16 protein-coding genes, 1 other RNA gene and 1 pseudogene are annotated in these 18492 nt (G+C 53.2%); 5 read left to right on the forward strand and 13 right to left on the reverse strand.

Annotated features, from left to right (window positions below; translation table 11 throughout):
* Positions 1-127: 127 nt before the first annotated feature.
* The 3 genes from tehB to CKL79_RS24445 are packed head-to-tail and all read right to left on the reverse strand — an operon-like array spanning position 128 to position 2107.
* Positions 128-1033 carry an SAM-dependent methyltransferase TehB gene (gene tehB / locus CKL79_RS19650; RefSeq protein WP_121971254.1) on the reverse strand — a complete coding sequence of 302 codons (906 nt, stop codon included), beginning with the start codon at positions 1031-1033 and terminating at the stop codon, positions 128-130.
* A gap of 59 nt (positions 1034-1092) precedes the next feature.
* Positions 1093-1941, reverse strand: a complete 849-nt coding sequence (locus CKL79_RS19655; RefSeq protein ID WP_121971255.1) for a YwiC-like family protein — start codon at positions 1939-1941, stop codon at positions 1093-1095.
* Between the two features lie 4 nt (positions 1942-1945).
* The gene (locus CKL79_RS24445) at positions 1946-2107 is read right to left on the reverse strand and encodes a cupin domain-containing protein (protein WP_121971256.1); all 162 of its coding nucleotides are present in this window, start codon (positions 2105-2107) and stop codon (positions 1946-1948) included.
* 372 nt (positions 2108-2479) lie between these two features.
* Here CKL79_RS24445 and CKL79_RS19665 point away from each other — a divergent pair, with 372 nt between their 5' ends.
* Positions 2480-3649: a virulence factor gene (locus CKL79_RS19665; RefSeq protein ID WP_121971257.1), complete on the forward strand. Its 1170-nt coding sequence runs from the start codon at positions 2480-2482 to the stop codon at positions 3647-3649.
* 382 nt (positions 3650-4031) lie between these two features.
* Positions 4032-5369, forward strand: a complete 1338-nt coding sequence (locus tag CKL79_RS19675; protein ID WP_121971259.1) for a cytochrome P450 — start codon at positions 4032-4034, stop codon at positions 5367-5369.
* 263 nt (positions 5370-5632) lie between these two features.
* Here CKL79_RS19675 and CKL79_RS19680 read toward each other — a convergent pair.
* Together CKL79_RS19680 and CKL79_RS19685 are read right to left on the reverse strand one after the other, a co-directional pair.
* Positions 5633-6911 (reverse strand): annotated as a pseudogene (locus CKL79_RS19680) (IS256 family transposase).
* Positions 6912-7171: 260 nt separating this feature from the next.
* Positions 7172-8419 (reverse strand): LL-diaminopimelate aminotransferase, encoded by a 1248-nt coding sequence (locus CKL79_RS19685; RefSeq protein ID WP_121971260.1) that lies wholly within the window; start codon positions 8417-8419, stop codon positions 7172-7174.
* Between the two features lie 122 nt (positions 8420-8541).
* Between CKL79_RS19685 and CKL79_RS19690 the strand changes: the two genes are divergently transcribed.
* Entirely contained in the window at positions 8542-9141 is a 600-nt protein-coding gene (locus CKL79_RS19690) for an HAD family hydrolase (protein ID WP_240518983.1), read from the forward strand.
* A gap of 153 nt (positions 9142-9294) precedes the next feature.
* On the opposite strand, the gene CKL79_RS19695 is transcribed toward CKL79_RS19690, so the two are convergent.
* From CKL79_RS19695 to CKL79_RS19720, 6 genes are all read right to left on the reverse strand, one after another.
* On the reverse strand, positions 9295-10245 hold the full coding sequence (locus tag CKL79_RS19695; protein ID WP_121971261.1) for an alpha/beta fold hydrolase: 951 nt from the start codon (positions 10243-10245) through the stop codon (positions 9295-9297).
* Positions 10246-10260: 15 nt separating this feature from the next.
* On the reverse strand, positions 10261-11535 hold the full coding sequence (locus CKL79_RS19700) for a pitrilysin family protein (RefSeq protein WP_240518984.1): 1275 nt from the start codon (positions 11533-11535) through the stop codon (positions 10261-10263).
* Between the two features lie 204 nt (positions 11536-11739).
* On the reverse strand, positions 11740-12924 hold the full coding sequence (locus CKL79_RS19705; RefSeq protein WP_121971262.1) for a pitrilysin family protein: 1185 nt from the start codon (positions 12922-12924) through the stop codon (positions 11740-11742).
* Positions 12925-13180: 256 nt separating this feature from the next.
* Positions 13181-13365: non-coding RNA, 6S RNA (gene ssrS / locus CKL79_RS19710), on the reverse strand.
* 117 nt (positions 13366-13482) lie between these two features.
* The gene (locus CKL79_RS19715; RefSeq protein ID WP_121971269.1) at positions 13483-14655 is read right to left on the reverse strand and encodes a 5-(carboxyamino)imidazole ribonucleotide synthase; all 1173 of its coding nucleotides are present in this window, start codon (positions 14653-14655) and stop codon (positions 13483-13485) included.
* Between the two features lie 125 nt (positions 14656-14780).
* Positions 14781-15473, reverse strand: a complete 693-nt coding sequence (locus CKL79_RS19720; RefSeq protein WP_121971263.1) for an NUDIX domain-containing protein — start codon at positions 15471-15473, stop codon at positions 14781-14783.
* A 115-nt stretch (positions 15474-15588) separates the two neighbouring features.
* Here CKL79_RS19720 and CKL79_RS19725 point away from each other — a divergent pair, with 115 nt between their 5' ends.
* Positions 15589-16383 (forward strand): ADP-ribosylglycohydrolase family protein, encoded by a 795-nt coding sequence (locus CKL79_RS19725; RefSeq protein WP_121971264.1) that lies wholly within the window; start codon positions 15589-15591, stop codon positions 16381-16383.
* A gap of 36 nt (positions 16384-16419) precedes the next feature.
* Positions 16420-17481, forward strand: coding sequence for an isochorismatase (locus CKL79_RS19730; RefSeq protein ID WP_121971265.1), 1062 nt, complete (start codon positions 16420-16422; stop codon positions 17479-17481).
* Positions 17482-17577: 96 nt separating this feature from the next.
* Here the strand turns inward: CKL79_RS19730 and CKL79_RS19735 are convergent, their stop codons facing one another.
* On the reverse strand, positions 17578-18147 hold the full coding sequence (locus CKL79_RS19735; protein WP_121971266.1) for a Uma2 family endonuclease: 570 nt from the start codon (positions 18145-18147) through the stop codon (positions 17578-17580).
* A 68-nt stretch (positions 18148-18215) separates the two neighbouring features.
* Positions 18216-18350 (reverse strand): hypothetical protein, encoded by a 135-nt coding sequence (locus CKL79_RS24260; protein ID WP_276300964.1) that lies wholly within the window; start codon positions 18348-18350, stop codon positions 18216-18218.
* Between the last annotated feature and the right edge of the window lie 142 nt (positions 18351-18492).

Consider the following 18492-nt stretch of genomic DNA (forward strand, 5'->3'; position numbering starts at 1 on the left):
CAGATGAGAAACACTTCTTGATTGCTGTCCTCGCTGATGGCTCATCAGCTACGAAGCGCTGATGAGCTTGTCCGTATCTTGGAATTTGGAATTGCTGCTCTTCTATGGAGAATCGCAACAACAACTTTTATTTTTTGCGCGCCAGCAGCGTTGCAAATGCAGCTGTAATCGGTTGGCCATTGCTATCTTTGCGATGAAAGGTTCCCGGCTGTTCTTGATAGCTTAAAACTTGCCAGTCAGCGTAGTAATTCCGCAATTCTTGGGACGCAAAGGTCGATGGAAAGTCGATGGGACAGGGAGCGCCTAGAGAAGAGACTGGAACAATGATGAAATGATGCCCGCCGTGCTTTGTGTGGGCCTGCATGTTTGAAATGACAGCAGCAAGAGACCCGTGGCGCAGAAACTGAAAAACGACTGTAGAGATGATTAGATCGTAGCAGTTGCCCGCGTTGCAATATTCGTTAAGCGCCGCAGATTCAATATCATAGCCATGGGCTTGAAATCTCTCTGCGGCCTTTTCAAGCTGAATGATCCGCTGCAAAGATTCGATGGCACTGACATTTTTGTCCAAAGCGGTGACGCGATGTTGCAGCGCATAGAGATAGGTGGCATTGCGCCCTTTGCCACAGCCCAAATCCAAAATGTTTAAATCGGAGCGGCCTGCCAAAGGCCCTTCCATGAGCTGCTGCACATCACGATGGGGCGCGGGAAACTGATACTTTTTTTGGAAGTAATCTTGGGGCTGACAGTAAAACTCTACGAGGCAACGCAGGTCTCCCAAAGGCTTCACCCGATGCCAGGCTTCAGGCGAAACAAAAAAGTCATGACGATCCGCAGTAATGATATTGCTAGAGATGACGGCTCCGGCTTCATTGAGAGAATCGTATTGCAGTTGGCCAGCTTCTACCGTAATTTTTCCCCAGGTGCCAGGCTTGGTGTTGTGTCGGGTTTGAAAAGACGCTGGCAATGTTGTTTCTGTCCAGGGCGGCAGGGTTTTGTATTTAACCAGCGAATCTGTATTTTCGATAGCCATGACGATTCTCACCTTGTTTATTTTTGATTGTTGATGCTAGATTGTTTATGTTGTCTTTTCTACTTCAGGTAGGGTGGCAGTAGCGACAGGGTTGCGATCGCCAAAAACAGTAAGCTTGCACTCGTTTCTAACAGTGCCACATGCTGAATTCTAGTATGGCTGTACCAGTCTTTTTGCCACATAATTAGCCCAAGCTTAAGCACGGCAACGCCAAATGCAGCAGCAGTTACCGGCAATAGCCAGTGTATGTACCACAGCAGAACAGCCATGCAAGTGGCCAGCGCGTGAAAAATCAGCCCTGGCACAACAGATACCGTCCGAAGCTTCCGTAGCTTGACGGTAAAAATAGCGCTGGAGAAAAACGAGGTATTAAGTATCCACAGCCCAACGACCGGCCAGGTCAGCATTCCAGTAGTGGCCACATAAGCCAACGGGGCCGACAAACAGACCGCCGCAAACGTCACCAGTTCGTTCAAGATTGATTTTTGCTGGCGCTGCCAGACCAAGGACCCATCGACTAGGGTTGCTGCTAGAGCTGCGCCATAGATCATTAGCAAAGGCCAATTCTCTTGATTGCTCCAGAATAACCAGCTTGCGATCGCAATCGCAATCCCTCCATAAACGCCAGCCCACAGTAAAAATCTAGGCTTCCAACTGCGCCGCTGTTTAATTTGCAGCATCAGCGGATGCTCTGCTTGAACACCGCAAAAGGCACAGAGCAGCGCCAGCGTTGTCGCCCAAGTCCACTGCTGCGCAGCGGCGGCTCCCGTCAAGAAGGAAACCACTAGCACCACGTAGGCTCCATGCTCTGGAGAAACTGTGGGAGAGTACCACTGATTTGACTTCTGTTTGGTATTTTTCTGTGTATCGGGCTTTTGGTCAAGAGACTGGGCTGAACTCGGCGTCATAGTACTAACCTCGTGTTGCTAACCTAACTTTAGAAAGTGTGAGCATGAAAGCCAGATTTGAAGCCGCTGCTAAGGCATGAGGCGCGTTAGCAGGCATGAAGACAAATATTCCTGGCGCGAGTTGAATCGTGTCATCATTTAAGGTTAGTACACCTGTCCCGGCCATCACCTGAACTGTTGCGAACAAACCGCTGATTTACTCTCTGTGATTCAAACTTGCCGTCGTCAGCGGCGCTCTGCCATTGAGTTTTTTAAGCAAGCACTCAGCGATCAGCATCATCAGAGGTCGGTGATGCCCTCCCTTATCCCTGAACCCACAACCTGAATACTTACCCTCATAGAACACTCAAGTCTCAGCCGTCACCTATGGCGTAAGCTAAGTGAGCAACGCTGTAGTTAAGAACTATTCTGATGAATAAGGCGTCTTCGCAAAACCTGAGAAAATAACTTAAATGGGTTTAAGCCATGGCCCAGCAAATTAACGCTAAAGCAATGCACGCGATAATGTGGATTAGAGAATACAGCAGCGAGAACCCGGATGAAACTTCGTTCGATAGAGACCACACCGAGTCCGAACTGCATGAAGCTGAATTTGGATGAGGCGGCAAGTGCGAGACCGCTGACGCTGACGCTTGGCGAGTCCGCCTCAGATGCGCCCGCCATCTTCCAGGCCCTGCTCACCATAGAAGGCATTCAGTCAGTCTTTGTTATCAATGACTTTGTCACGCTTACCCGCAAAGGCAGCGCCAACTGGCAGCCGATTTTGGCAGCAGCAGGCAGACTTCTCGGCCTTGCAGAAGATGCCGACGCTACCTTAGGCGATCGCCTCCAAGCAGATATCACCCAGGCTGAAAAAGCGGATCAGAAGGCTAGCTCTCAGAACTTTGGCCAGGTAGAGGTAGCCATTCAAAAGTTTCGAGGCATTCCTGTACAGGTGCGGGTGACAGACGATACGCAACAGGCCCGCGTTGCTCTGCCCGAGCGATTTAACCAAGCCCTGCAAAACGCGATTGTAGCGACCGGCGCTGACTATGTCGCCGAGCGGATCTGGGCACCGTATCAGCCGCAATTTGGCGAAGTCGAGGCGATCGCCCGCCAGGTCGCCGAAGAACTCGACAGCCTCATTGACGCACCAGAACTCGCTCACCTAGAGCAGCAGGCCATCACCTCAAATTCTAAAATCATCTCTTCTCAGCCCTCTCAAACAAAATTACTGGCAGACCTACACCAGTCAGACTGGAAACAGCGGCTCAAAGCGATTCAGAAAATTGAGATTGACGGCGAGACATTTCCAGCGGTGGTAGAGGCTCTCCAAGATGACCGGGCCACCGTTCGCCGCTGGGCAGCAGCATTGTTAGGTGCGAGTGAACAGGCTGAGGCGCTACCCCCCCTGCGTCAGATGCTGCTCACTGACCCTTCCCCCATCGTGCGCCGTACGGCAGGAGATGCGCTCAGCGATCTGGGCAATCCTCAGGCGATCGCAGCAATGGTGGCGGCACTAGGGGATGCGTCTAGTTTGGTGAGGTGGCGGGCGGCGCGGTTCCTCAACGAACTGGGTGACGCTAGCGCCATAGAACCGCTGACGCAGGCAGCTGAAGCTGAAAGCGAATTTGACGTGCGCGTAGAAATGACAGCGGCGATTGACCGTATTCAGGCGGGCAAGGCTTCACAGCTACCCATGTGGATGCGCATTAGCAACGCTAACTGAAGATGAAATACTCCAGGATAGTTCAGCAGCAACGCTTTAGCCGTGAGACGGTCGCTTTCCTCTCAACGTGATTACGGCACTTTCAACGTCTAGTCGCTCAATGTAGTATTCTGCCGATTCGGGCGGTGCTGATGTTGCCAGAACGATGGAAAGATCAGCGTCTCGCAGGCGTTGAAGCAGCTCCTTTACCTTCGGAAAAGGCCGCACTTCCTTTAACACTGAATCAGGACGAATCAGTCAAATAATCAGGTTTCTCGATACGGTTTCTCGATACGGTTTCTCGATACATAGAGCACTGTCTAGCAGCCAATCAGAAGCGAGAAGGGCTTTAGCTGCGTTACAGATATACTTTGAAAGCCGTTGAACGATCAAGCCCCCTACCATGACCGCCGCTAGAAAATTGCCCCTTCCGCCTGGTAACTTCGGTCCTCCCCTCATCGGCGAGACCCTCAAGTTCTTTACAGATTCTGACTTTGCCAGCAAACGCCATGCCGAATTTGGCCCTGTCTTCAAAACCAAACTGCTCGGCAGCCCCACTATTTTCATCAAAGGGCCTGAAGGTAATCGCTTCATCCTCTCCCACGAAAACGAATACTTTCAAGTAAGCTGGCCACCCAGTGTCAAAAAACTACTCGGCCCCCTATCGCTATCGCTACAGTCCGGCCACACCCACTTAGCTAGACGCAAGCTGCTCGTGCAGGCTTTTCAACCACGAGCCCTAGCAGAATACATCCCCGCTATGGCATCAATTAGCGATCGCTACTGCCAATCCTGGCTTAACCAAAAAGAACTCACCTGGTATCCTCAGCTCCGCAACTACACCCTCGATATCGCCTGTAAGCTGCTGATCGGACTCGACCACGGTTCTAAAACCCAACTGGGAGAGCTATTCGAGACCTGGTGCGCCGGTTTATTCAGCCTACCGATCAACCTGCCTTGGACGGCATTTGGGCAAGCATGGCGCAGTCGAACCAAGCTGCTGAACGAAATTGAGCGGCTAGTGTGCGATCGCCAAACCCGACTTCAGGCCAACCCCAACCGGCCAGAAACAGATGCGCTAGACATCATGCTCAACGCGCGAGATGAAGAAACCGGAGAAGGATTGAGCATTGAGGAACTCAAAGATCAGGTACTGCTGCTGCTATTTGCCGGTCACGAGACATTGACCTCTGCGATCTCCAGCTTCTGCCTACTCGCCGCCCAAAACCCTCAGGTCATGGCGAAAGCTCGCGCCGAACAATCACAGTTCACCAATCAACCGCTGAGCCTAGACTTGCTCAAACAAATGACCTATCTCGATCAGGTCATAAAAGAAGTCATGCGGCTCGTCCCACCTGTAGGCGGCGGCTTTCGAGAAGTGCTACGCGACAACGAATACGGCGGATTCAGTATTCCAAAAGGCTGGTCGGCTCTCTACCAGATCAACTCAACCCACACCGATAGCACCGTTTTCCCCAACCCTAAAGACTTCGATCCAGAACGGTTTGCCCCCGATGCACCCAAGCTTGAGCCTTTTAGTCATCTTCCTTTTGGCGGTGGCTTGCGTGAGTGCTTAGGCAAAGAATTCGCACGGTTAGAAATGAAGCTCTTCGCAGCCCTACTGCTGCGCGAGTACCAGTGGACACTCTTACCAAACCAAGACCTGAGCATAAAAATAGTTCCTACGCCCAAACCTCGCGATGGCCTCAAAGTTCGATTTGAGAAACTTGCAACCTCTTAAGGTAAGGAGATAAAAAGTTAAGGAGATAAAAAAGAGTAGCGGATTGACGCTCCCCCCTAACCCTACAGATCATAGGGCGTGGTGCAAAACAGGGTGACACTTTCCGATGAGATCAGGTGGTTCAGGGCCGCGATGGTAGTTCGGGTAGACGAGGCAGAGATGGACGAGATGTTGAGCTTTGGACAATTGAAGCGACGGCAAAGATGACTATGGCACGCCATCGACCACGAGAGAGTTCTGATTTTTGTGTAAGCGCTTATTGCTTAGAGGAAAAAGCGTTCTGGAAACAGGATAGCAAAATGTGACAATGCTGCCCGCCGTCTTGGTGCGCGTTCCCTAGCGCCGCAAAGCGACGCGGGGTCGCACCGCAATCTTTAATCGGTCGCTTCCATTTCTTCGAGATATTGTTCATCGCTAGATACATCAGTTTGAACACAGACGCCTCATCTGGGAACACAGATTTGGTCTTGACTACCTTACGCAGCGAGCGATTGAGCGATTCGATGGCATTGATGGTGTAGATCACCCGACGAATTTCCATTGGGTAATCGAAGATGGGAATCACGTTCTCCCAGTGGCGAATCCAAATCTGGCTGATGGCCGGGTAGGTGTCATCCCACTTCGCCGCAAAGTCGTCTAGCGCCGCTTCTGACTCAGTCAAGGTTGCCGCCTGGTAGATGGGCTTGAGGTCGGCGATAACGGCTTTGCGGTCTTTCCAGGGCACATAGCGCATACAGTTGCGCATCAGATGCACGATGCACCTGAGTCTGAGGATAGACAGCAGCGACCGCCTGTGGAAAGCCCTTCAATCCGTCACAACAGGCAATCAGAACGTCTTTGAGCCCTCGGTTCTTCATGTCAGTGAGCACTTGCAACCAGAACTTGGCCCCTTCTGACTCGGCTTCGCCTATCCACAGCCCCAGCAGTTGCTTATTGCCCTCGCGGTCGATGCCCAGGACGACATACACAGCCCGCTTGCTGGACCCGACCTGAGACCTTGATATTCACGTACAGCGCATCCAGGTAGACAATTGGGTAGATCTCTTCTAAAGGCCGCGCCTGCCACGCTTTCACATCCTCGCTGACGCTGTCGGTCACCTCGCTAATCAAGGACGCCGATATCTTCGCACCGTAAAGCTCTTCGAGCTGAGCACTGATGTCTCGGGTCGTCATCCCTCTGGCGTACAGCGCGATGATCTTTTCATCCAGGCCAGCTATCCGGCGTTGATGCTTCGGCAACAAAACAGGGTCAAAGCTGCCGTTGCGGTCCCTGGGTATCGATAGCTCTATTGCGCCGTCCTCTGACTGAATAGTTTTCTTCGAGCTGCCATTGCGGCTATTCGGCACAAACACCGCTGCGGGGTCTTCACCAGGCTTCAGGTGGTGATTTAGTTCTCCTGCTAACGCCCGTTCTACCAAGCGCTTTCTCAATTGTTTGAGCAGCCCGTTTTCGCCTAATACAGCTTCGGGGCTATCGTCATCTGCCAGCAGTTCGTCTAGCAGGTCATCAACGCGGTTCGGTTCTTTTTTCTGACGGGCCATGGTGCGGTTTCCTTGAGTGTTAGGATTTTAGACCGCTTACACAAAATTCTGTACAGTCCCGCCAGCGACTTTGTCTATGTTGCCCTGACTATTTTTCTGATTTCTGTCAGCAGTTATTCACTACAGCTGCATCACAAGCCAGCTCACCGCAAGCGAGAAGATAGAGAGGATTCATGAGTATTTCTTCTGCTCTGCGCTGCCGGATTTAAGATCTCAAGCACCCCAGCCCTGGTCTGAACGCTGGGGTGCTGCGACTACTCCTATCGAACAGTTGCCACGGTGAACTTTTCGCTAATCCGCTGCATCGCTTCTTCCACATTCTCACGGCTGTTAAATGCCGAAATTCGGAAGTATCCTTCACCGGCTGCGCCAAAGCCTGAGCCGGGTGTGCCGACGATATGGCAGGATTCCAGCAGCTTATCGAAAAAGTCCCAGCTCGTAAGCCCGTCCGGCGTTTTTACCCACACATAGGGCGCATTGACACCGCCGTATACCTGAATACCTGCCGCCGTTAGCTTTTCTCGGATGATCCGCGCATTCTCCAGGTAAAAACTCACCAACTCTTCAGTTTGCTTTTTCCCTGCTGCGGAATAAACTGCCTCAGCCGCCCGCTGGACAACGTAAGAGACCCCGTTGAACTTGGTCGACTGGCGACGGTTCCAAAGCTTCCAGATCTCCACATCGGAGCCATCTTTGGCCTTGCCCTTGAGAGACTTGGGTACCACAGTCAGCGCGCAGCGGGTGCCGGTAAAGCCCGCATTTTTAGAGAATGAACGAAACTCAATTGCACAGTCTCGCGCGCCCTCTATTTCGTAAATAGAGTGAGGAATCGAGTCATCGACGATAAAGGACTCATAGGCCGCATCAAAAAGGATGATGGAGCCGTTGGCCCTGGCATAGTTCACCCAGGCTTTTAGCTGGTCTTTGGTCATCGTTGCGCCGGTCGGGTTATTCGGCGAGCAAAGATAGATCAGGTCAACTTTCTCCGAGGGAATCTCAGCGGCGAAGTCGTTATCAGCGCTGATCGGCAGATAGGTAATACCTTCGTACTTTCCGGCGGCGTCAGCGTCGCCTGTGTGACCAGCCATGACGTTGGTGTCTACATACACCGGGTAAACCGGATCAGTGACCGCAATGCTGTTATCGTCGCCAAAAATATCGAGGATGTTGCCGCAGTCGCACTTGGAGCCGTCGGAGATGAAAATTTCTGAGGCGTCAATATCGCAGCCTCTGGCCTGAAAATCTTGCTGGGCAACTTTCTCACGCAGCCACAGGTAGCCCTGCTCAGGGCCGTAGCCTCGGAAGGAAGCGCGATCGCCCATCTCTTCAACTGCCTTGATCATTGCCGACCGGCAAGCCTCAGGCAGCGGCTCAGTCACATCGCCAATCCCCAGCTTGATCACTGGCGCATCAGGATTGGCCTCGGTGTAGGCTTTTACCCGGCGGCCAATCTCCGGAAACAGATAGCCTGCTTTGAGTTTGAGATAATTGTCATTAATCGTAGTCATAGGTTCTTTTCGGTTTGCGAGTTTCAGCCTGTCGGCGCGTTGTACAGATCTTATCAGGCGTCCTCTGTAGATTATCCTGAAGCCAGCATCTAAATTGTCTATTAGCTCATTCGATATCGCCCATGATTGCTCTGCACCAACGCACCAGCTGGATTTTTGACATGGACGGCACGCTGACCGAAAGTCTCCACGACTTCCCGGCGATTAGCCGCGCCCTGGGCTTGCCCGAAGATGAACCGATCTTAGAAGCACTAGCTTGCCTGACACCGAGCGCAGCCGCGAAATGCCACAAACAGCTCGCTGAGATTGAGATGGATATCGCTCGGCAGGCGACGCCTCAGCCGGGCGCGGTTGAGCTACTGCGAGATTTGCGCAAGCAGGGTAAGCGAGTGGGCATCTTGACTCGGAATACGAAAGCGATCGCTCACGAAACCCTTGTCGCCTGTGGCCTCGCCGACTTCTTCCAGCCAGACGATATTCTCGGTCGCACCTGCTGCTCGCCTAAACCTAAGCCTGACGGCATTCTTAAGCTGCTATCGGCCTGGTCAACGACACCCGCCAATGCTGTGATGACCGGCGACCACAAGTTTGATCTGATAGCAGGCCGCAGTGCCAATACCGCTGCTGTCTACTTAGACCCGCAGGGTGACTGTCTCTGGCAAGACTTCGCTGACTACACCGTACACAGCCTGGAGAAACTGCGTCAGCTCAATTCACCCTAATTGATACCGTCATCAATTCTGTGGCACTCCACAAAGCGGCACAGCCCCATGACTTCAAATCGAGGCAGGGCGCGATTCTATTCACAGCACAAGCGTTTAACTGTTGCCCTACCCCATGCCAAGTCGTGTCATGGGGTATTTTTTTGCCAACTTTTACGCAGTCACCGGGTCAGCGTGCTGATTCACCCACTCAGCCAAAATTGGATTTACCACCTCAGGTACTTCATCCTGAGGGCAGTGGCCAACGCCCGCTAACTCAATGAAGTCTTCTACAGCCGGATAGTCGCCATAAGCGCGGGCCAGCTCGACCGGCTCCCAAGGGTCTGCTTGTCCCCACAATATCAGCGTTGGGCAAGTTAGCTGAGGCAGCAGATCTTCCGGAATCGGCCCCTGCGAATAGCTAATAAACGCTAGAAAAACCTCTACCGCACCGGGATCAGCAGCGGGCTCTAGCAGCAGCGAAACCAGCTCATCAGTAACGGCTGTTTTGTCGCCATAAGCCTGCTGCAAGATCCGCTTGACCGACTTGGGCTGGGCCAGCCGCCCAAATAAAAAGCGAATCAAAGGCCGATAGCTCAGCACTTTTTGAATCAGCGGCGTAGAGGCACTACGATACCAGGGCAGCGTCTGGCGCTTGCGGTCGTGCAGAAGCCGCAGTGAGCAGTCAAGCAGGGCCAAGCCGCGCACCCATTCAGGCCGGGTGACAGCCGCCTGCATGGCCACGATGCAGCCAATCGAGTTAGCAATGAGAAAGGCCGGTTGCCCCACCACCTGCTCACAGAAATCTAGAATCTGCTGGCCCCAGGTCTCAAAGGTATAGTCCAGCGGCTGGCCGGGGGCGGGCTTAGCCGAGTTGCCGTAGCCCAGCAGGTCAATCGCATAGACGCGGCAGGTTTTAGCCAGAATGGGAATATTTTTTCGCCAGTGAATGCTTGACGCCCCAAACCCATGAATCAGAACAACAGCTGGCGCGTCGGTCTGCTGCAGCCCGGCCTGCTGGTAGCCGATGGTCAGCCCCTGCCACTGCCAGGACTGAATGCTAATTGGCGGGTTCTCTGACAGATTCTCTGGCGGTTTGGTGGGCTGGTTTTCTAGAGAGGGCATGGTAGTAGATAATGGCTAGCGCAGTGGCTCTACGACAGCCGCAGGCCCCAAGATCGAGACTGACTGCTCTACAAAGCAGCGCTGGGCAGCAGCTTGAATATCTGCGATGGTGACGGTGGCGATCGCCGCTGGAAAAGCCTCATCAAACTCAATACCTAGCCCCAGTGTCTCGTACCAGCCCAGCGTCTGCGCAATCTGACTATTGGTTTGCTTGCCGAGCGCATACTGACCGAGGATTTTATTCTTTGAGACCTGTAGTTCCTCAGCGGTCAATGGCGTCGTCTTGATGCGCTCAATTTCCTTCTGCAATCCGGCTAGCGCTACCGGGACGTTTTCTGGCGCGGTGCCGATATAAGCCACAAACTGGGAGACGCCGGAGCGCGTTGGGTAAAAGGCCGACACATCATAGGCTAGCCCCTGCTTTTCACGCAGCTCTACAAACAGCCGACTGGATAGGCCATTGCCTAAATAAGTGCTGATCAGTTTCAGAGCGGCATAGTCGGGATGGGTCACCTCACCCGCCAGGTAGCCCAAAACGATAAAGGCTTGATTTGTCTCTTGCGCAGTGACAATTTTTTGGGCGTTTACTGCCACTGGCGGAAAGCTCCTGACCGGGAGTGCCGTCGCCGGAGCCTGCCAGTCGCCAAAGCATTGCTCAACCAGCTTTACTGCCAGCTTAGGAGAAATTCGCCCAACGATAGTAATCACTACGTTGTCTGGGCGAAAATATTGGCTGTGCGCTGCCTGCACATCTGCCCGCGTGAAAGTCTGCATGCACTGCTCAACTTGCGCATTTGGCAGACCGTAAGGATGCCCAGTATAAAGCGCCTCTCGCAGGTGATTGTAAGCCACGCTAAAGGGCTGCTCTTTAATTGATTTGAGACCCTGCAAAATCAGCCGTCGCTCTAGCTCAATCTCTGCCGCCGGAAAGCTAGGCTGCCTGAGAACTTCGGCGGCTAGCCCCAAAACCGTCTCAAAGTCGGCTGAGACCGTTTTTAAGCTGACGACGCTATAGTCAGCCGTCACATCTGCGCCCAAGCTCGCCCCAATAGACTCTACAATTTCAGCGATTTCTAAAGAAGTCTTTTGGGCCGTACCTTTGGTCAGCACAGCAGTCAGCAAGCTGAAGAGGCCCGCCGTTGCGGAGGTTTCATTGCCCTGCCCGGCTCGGACAAAAATCCGCGAGGCGACGATATCGGCCACCGGATTTTCAATGGCAATGACGGTTAGTCCGTTGGGTAGCGTAGTGCGAGCAGTTGCGGTCTGTAAGGCAAGCGTTGAAGAAGTCACAGTGTCGGTATGGGGGGAAGGCAGAGGGTCAGCAGGCTCAACTCGAAGCGTTTAAAGGCCGCTGCTGGCTGCAGCTGGATCGTTAGGAAAGGTCAAAAAAAGAAATCTTTCTTCACGATCAGGCATTTATGCTTAACCATTCTAACCGTGAATGAGACCTCGCTATGCGTTTAACCGTATCTGCGCAGTCAAGACCTGCATAGCCTAGCGCTGCTGGGGCTCAAGCACTATGGCCGAATAGCGGTCGGCGCTGAGATACTGGCGGGCTATCTGCTGAAGCTGCTCTGGCGCAGTGGCTTTGACGTGCTCGGGGTAAGCAGTGGCCAGTTCGGGCTGCGCGATGGTGGCATAGTAGCCATATAGTCCGGCGATTTGGCCGGGCGTCTCTGTAGAAAAGGCGTAGTCGTTGAGCAACAGGCGCTGAGCGCGCGCGAGTTCTGACGGTGCAATGGGTTGCTCAGCGAGTTCGGTCAGGCGATCGCACACAATTTCCTCAACCGCTGCAATCTGGTCACTCTCCAGCCACATAGACAAGCTCAGCACACTGCACTCCCGCTGCAGAGCAAAGCTGCTGTCCACTGCCTGCACTAGCTGCCGCTCTTCCCTTAGCTCTCGCACCAGCCGCGCCGTACGACCGCCGCCTAGCAGCACTGAGAGCACATCCAGCCCGCTAGCCGTTGCCAGCTGATCGACCCCTGGCCCGATCCAGGACATGGTCAGGCGACTCTGCTCCAGATGAGGCAGATGTATGGTTTGGCGCTGGGAGGTGGGTGGCGCTAGCGTGGCAATCAGCGATGGCGGGCAGGCCAGCGGCTCCGGGAATTGGCTAAATGACTGCTGTATCAGTTCTAACGCCCGGTCTTGGGAGATGCCGCCAGCGATCGCCACCGTCATATTTTCAGGCTGATAGTGAGCCTGGTGAAAGCGCCGCATCTCTTCTGGGGAGCGGGCCTTGAGCACATCCGGCGTGCCCAGCACCGGTCGCCCATAGGCATGCTGGCCATATAGCTGCTCACACATGGCTTGGTAGCCCACCCAGTCGGGATCGTCATAAGCCTGACGAATTTCTTCTAGGACGACCAGGCGCTCCCGCTCAAACTCATCGGCAGGAATCGCCGCGCCCAGCAATAAATCGGCCAGGTAAGGCAGCGTCTGCGGCAGCGCATCGGCAGCTACCGAGATATAAAAGTGGGCATAGTCATGGCTAGTTGCCGCATTGGTCATGCCCCCCTGACTCTCAATGGCCCAGTCAAATTCGCCAGGCTGCAGCCGCTGCGTACCCTTAAACACCATATGCTCTAAAAAGTGAGCCATTCCCGACCATTCTGCCGGTTCTGCACTGGCCCCGGCACGTACCCACACGTCTACAATCGCTGCTGGCGTGGCCATCTCCTGGTGAACAACCGTGAGCCCGTTGGCTAACCGAATAACGCTCGCACTAGCAGCAGGGGACTGAGAATGATTCAAAAAACGAAGACCTAAAGAGAACCAACCAATCTATCAAGATGCGCTCTAGCCATCCGGTCATCTGTGCGCATTGATACATTTTTTTAAGAGCGCTCAGGCTACGAGCCGTTCCGGCTGCTGAGGGGTGGCAATCAGCCCAAACAAAAAATCCTCGCCCAAAAGGCAAGGATCTTAGAATAGTTCGACCGCAGCGCCGTCTTACCTCAGTTTTTGACCTGGGGTGACCAGGTGGGAATCTCGGCCGTAGGTTTATAGTTTCCGGGTACAAGCCCGGTATACTGCCACCTCAGCATCTCGATACCCTTGCAATGAAAAACATAGATCAGAAAACGTTGTTGGCAGTCACCAACGCCGTAGCCGAACTGCAATCATCATAGCGAATCCCTGCCCCAATTCGACAAGGGGAAACCCATACAGAAGGGTGACGGATATTTGCCCTATCAATCAAATATTCAAAAGTATCCGAGGGGTAATGGAGGGCTAATTACGGCGGTAATACCAGAGGTTCTCAACCTGGGCGATCGCCTCACGCACGGCCACGTCCGTATCTGAGCTGCCTGTAAGCACGGTCACATGTCCTAGCTTACGGCCAGGCCGCGACTGTCTTTTGCCGTACCAGTACACCGAAGCGTCCGGAATCTGTGACAGCGCCGCTCTTCTCTCGGTGTAGTCACTCGTTGCCGACTCTGTACCCAGCAAATTGACCATGACTGCGCCTGGATGAGTTAGCGCGGTTGAGCCCAAGGGCAGGCCGCAAACGGCTCGGAGCTGCTGCTCAAACTGAGAAGTTTCACAGGCATCTAGCGTGTAGTGACCGGAGTTGTGCGTGCGCGGGGCGATTTCGTTGATCAAAACTTCGCCCGAGCCGGTCAAAAATAGCTCGATGCCCAAGATGCCGACAACGCCCAAGCTATTGACGAGGTGGGTAGCGATCGCCGTTACCTCATCAACCACGGCCGCTGTGACTCGCGCAGGGGCAACCACCCACCAGCACACCTGATCAATCTGCTGCGTTTCGACGACAGGATAGACGGCCACTTCTCCCGACTGAGAACGCGCCACCATCACCGACAGCTCTTTTTCAAACGCCACAAAGGTTTCTAACAGCACCGGCTGATAGCCCAACTGCTGCCAGGTATCGTTAACGGCTTCTAACGTTTTGAGAATGAATGTGCCCTGGCCGTCATAGCCGTGGCGACGGGTCTTTAGCGCTAGCGGCAAGCCGACTTTCTCTACTTTGGCGGCGAGGTTGGGCAGGTCGGCTTCGCTGTGTAAGGTGGCAAATTTAGGCGAGGGGAGATTGAGGCGATCGCAATACTGCCTTTGCTCATACTTATCTAACAAGGGCTCCAGACAGTCTAGCTGCGGATAGAACCGCGTCCCCTGAGCTTCTAACTGCCGCAGTGCTGGTAAGTCAATAAACTCATTTTCAAAGGTTATCAGGTCACATTGCTGCGCGAGTTTGGCCGTGACTGAGGCTTCAGCAACCGGGCCAAGAAGGGTTTGATAGGCGATCGCACAGGCCGGATCATCTGCATTCGGCGTTTGCACGAGCAGGTCGATACCCAGCGCCTCAGCACCTGCCGCCATCATCCAGGCTAACTGCCCGCCGCCAATCACCCCTACTCGCCGTACCTGAGAATTCGCTGCCATGCCTACCATCTCTACCAGACCAGTTTGCTAGTTTACAAAAGTTCTGCGACACCTATCCGTCAGGAATTTTGAGCCAGGCTAGATGAGTAATAAAGATGGATCTTAGAAACTATCGGAAACGATTTCTATAGCTCAAAGTTAAAGCCCTGTTGCTTCAGAGCCTGATATCGCTCTGCATCGAACCGGTAGAGCTGCGCCGCTCGATGAGCTACCCCTGTCTCTTTTTCTCCTGTGTCAATCAGCAGATCCATCTTTAACAGCTTTTTGCGAAAGTTTCGTTTGTCTAATGATCGCTCTAATATCTGCTCATAGAGCTGCTGTAATTGAGAGAGCGCAAACACATCTGGCAACAGCTCAAAGCCGACAGGCTCGTAGCGAATTTTGGCACGCAGGCGAGCGATCGCACAGCTCAAAATCTCTTGATGGTCAAACCCCAAAGTCGGGAGGGCTGATAGTTCGAACCACTGCGCATCGCTAGCATCGGTCGCGGCCTGCGTCGGATGATCTAGCAGATTGATCAGCGCATAGTAGGAGACCGAGACAATGCGATCGCGCGGATCTCTCTCCACCGCTCCAAACGTATAAAGCTGCTCTAAAAACACATTCTCAACGCCTGTTTCCTCTTTCAGCTCACGGACTGCCGCTGCATCTACCGACTCATCGATTTGTACAAATCCCCCCGGCAGCGCCCAGCGGCCTTCATAGGGCGGCAGCTTGCGTCGAATCAGCAGCACCTTTAGCGCCGCATCTGCTTCCAGGCCAAACACCACGCAGTCTACGGTCAGAGCCGGACGAGGATACTCGTAGGTGTAGGCCATCTTGTGTACTCAACGCCTTGACGCTAGGGCAAAGTGTTCGCTATAACAAAAGCATGTTAGTGTTAATTAGACACTAAGTCAAGAATTGAATAAGGTTTAGATAATTGAGGTGTCTATGTTAGGTGCGATCGCTGGCGACATCATTGGGTCAGTCTACGAATTCGATCAGGTCAAACACAAAGATTTTGAGCTGTTTACCAGTCAGAGCGCTTTTACAGATGACAGCATTCTCTCAGTCGCTGTCGCTGAGGTGATTCTTAAAGGGGGCAGCTTTGCCGAAACTATTAAGCGCTATGCCCAGACCTACCCAAATCCAACCGGCGGCTACGGTGCTCGCTTCAGTCAGTGGGCCGCTTCGGCATCTTTAGAACCCTACGGCAGTTGGGGCAATGGCTCAGCGATGCGGGTGAGCGCAGTCGGGTTTGCCTATAACAGCATGGCTGAAGTGCTTGATATTGCCAAACAAACCGCCGCCGTCACCCACAATCACCCAGAAGGCATCAAAGGCGCACAGGCCACCGCCGCTGCCATTTTGCTAGCCAGACAGGGCAAAGACAAAACCGCTATTAAAGACTTCATCGAATCGAACTTTGGCTACAATCTCAGCCGTTCGCTAGAAGACATACGGCCTACCTACAGCTTCAATGAATCTTGCCAGGAAACAGTCCCCGAGTCGATCATCGCCTTTCTCGCCGCCACTGACTTTGAAGACGCCATTCGCAACACAGTTTCTCTAGGCGGCGACACCGACACCATGGGCGCAATCACCGGCGGCATTGCCGAAGCCTTTTACGGAAAAGTTCCTGACGCGATCGCCCGGCAAACCCTCAGCCGTTTAGACAAACCCCTGCGCCAGGTGACGCTTGCCTTCTGCGATCGCTACACCCACCCCTACACTCACCACCAATAGCCCCTTTCTCCTTTCCCCCTTCTCCTTTCCTCACCTATGCCCACCCCAATCCCTCCCTTCTTCAACCCTCAAACCGCTGGCCAAATCTGGCGCGTCCCCTACCAAACCCGCGCCACCGAAGCTCAAGCCTACGCTCACACCCACAGCATTCCGCCTGCCCACACCGATCGCACCCGCGTTTGTCTGCTGGCCATCGACGTGCAAAACACCTTTTGCCTGCCAGATTTTGAGCTGTTTGTCGGCGGACGCTCTGGGGTGGGCGCGGTTGAAGACACTTGGCGGCTATGCGAATTTATCTATCGTCACCTGGATGTGATTACTGAAATCGCACCTACGATGGACACCCACGCAGCGACTCAAATCTTTCATGCGGTCTTTTGGGTAAATGCGGCGGGTGAGCATCCTGCACCCATGACCTCGATCTCTTTTGAAGATGTAGAACAAGGTAAATGGCAGGTAAATCCCTTAGTCGCCAAAAGTCTGGCCAGTCGCCAGTCGGCAAGCCCCAACTCTCACAATTCTGACCCTTCAGAGATAGAAGACTTTGCTCGTCACTATACGCGGCAACTGAGCGATCGCGGCAAATATCCCCTCACTATCTGGCCCTATCACTCTATGCTGGGCGGCATTGGCCATGCTCTGGTGCCCGCCTTTGAAGAAGCCTGCTTTTTTCACAACAGCGTTCGCACCAGCCAGACTCGCTTTGAGATTAAAGGAGATAACCCTCTCACGGAGAACTATTCTGTCCTTAGTCCTGAAATCTTAAACGACGCCACCGATCAACCGATTGCCAAAAAGAACAGCGCCTTCATTCAGCATCTGCTCGGTTTTGATGCGGTCATTATTGCGGGACAAGCCAAAAGTCACTGCGTTGCCTGGACTGTGAGCGATCTGCTCAGTGAAATCCAACAAGTTGACCCGGCCCTGGCGCAAAAGGTATATCTCCTTGACGACTGTACTTCGCCGGTAGTCGTTCCCGATGTCGTGGACTTTACAGACGCTGCGGAGGAAGCTTATCAACGATTTGCTAAGGCGGGTATGAATATCGTCTGCTCTACAGATTCTCTCGAAGCCTGGCCTAGCTTTCCACTGAGTTAACTATGACGTTCATCTCCAGAGTCTCAGACCAGGCTGCGAAGTTTTACTGGAAGCTACAGCCTTTATAGCGCTATAGATTGTGGCTTCACCCATCGATCAACCAAACGTGATGCCTTCAAATACTTGTTCAATGGGAAAAGTAAGATTGATACTGTCTAGCGCAACAACGTCGCCCACAACATAATTAATAATCTCCCATCGATCATCATCAGTTCGATGGTATAAATCCACCGCGATTTTATCGGTGCTAACCAACAGATAATCACGCAAGCTGCTAGAACGTCGATATAGCTTAAACTTCTCTCCTCGGTCGTAGGCTTCAGTCGCAGGAGACAATACTTCTGCTACTAAGCAGGGGTAGCTAATGAACTGAGTTGCAGTGCGATCGCGTTCATCACAAGTCACACTCATATCGGGGTAAACATATCTGTTCAAGTCCTTTATTTCTACTCTGGCGTCAGAACTCAATAGGCGACAATTGCTGCCCCGCAAATGATTCCCTAGCAGGATAGTCCAATTCGCCGCAATCTGCGCGTGATTGACGGTGCCGCCAGTCATCGCATACACTTCGCCATCTATATACTCATGGCGAACTTCCTGCCGCTCTTCCCACTCGAAATATTCTTCGGGTGTCAGTTTTGGAGAATGCTCTAACGCAGCAACCATCGTGATTACCTCATAGAAAATCGACTAGGCATACATTATAGACCTGTTGCGAAATAGAGCGCTCTAGCTCAAGCCATTGGACTTATCGTCGAGGAAGCCTTCCCCAATACAGAAGCGCCAGAGCCGTATCCCTGAAACGTTTTGAGCGTGGTCTTGTGGTTGCTAGGCACCGCCCAAGCTTCGCCGTCAGGATGGCGAGCCATAGCGATATGAACGGGTCTGATTCGTGCCAGGGATGCTTGAAGATGGGGTATCAACTCAAGGCGGGAAAAGCAGAGCTTCTAGTCAAGTAACAAATAGCACATTGGCCAGGCGGATAGAAAAAGCTCTGCGGCGAAGCCCAGA

The organism is Leptolyngbya sp. BC1307, assembly GCF_002286735.1.
In the GTDB taxonomy this organism is placed as follows: Bacteria; Cyanobacteriota; Cyanobacteriia; order Phormidesmidales; family Phormidesmidaceae; genus Phormidesmis.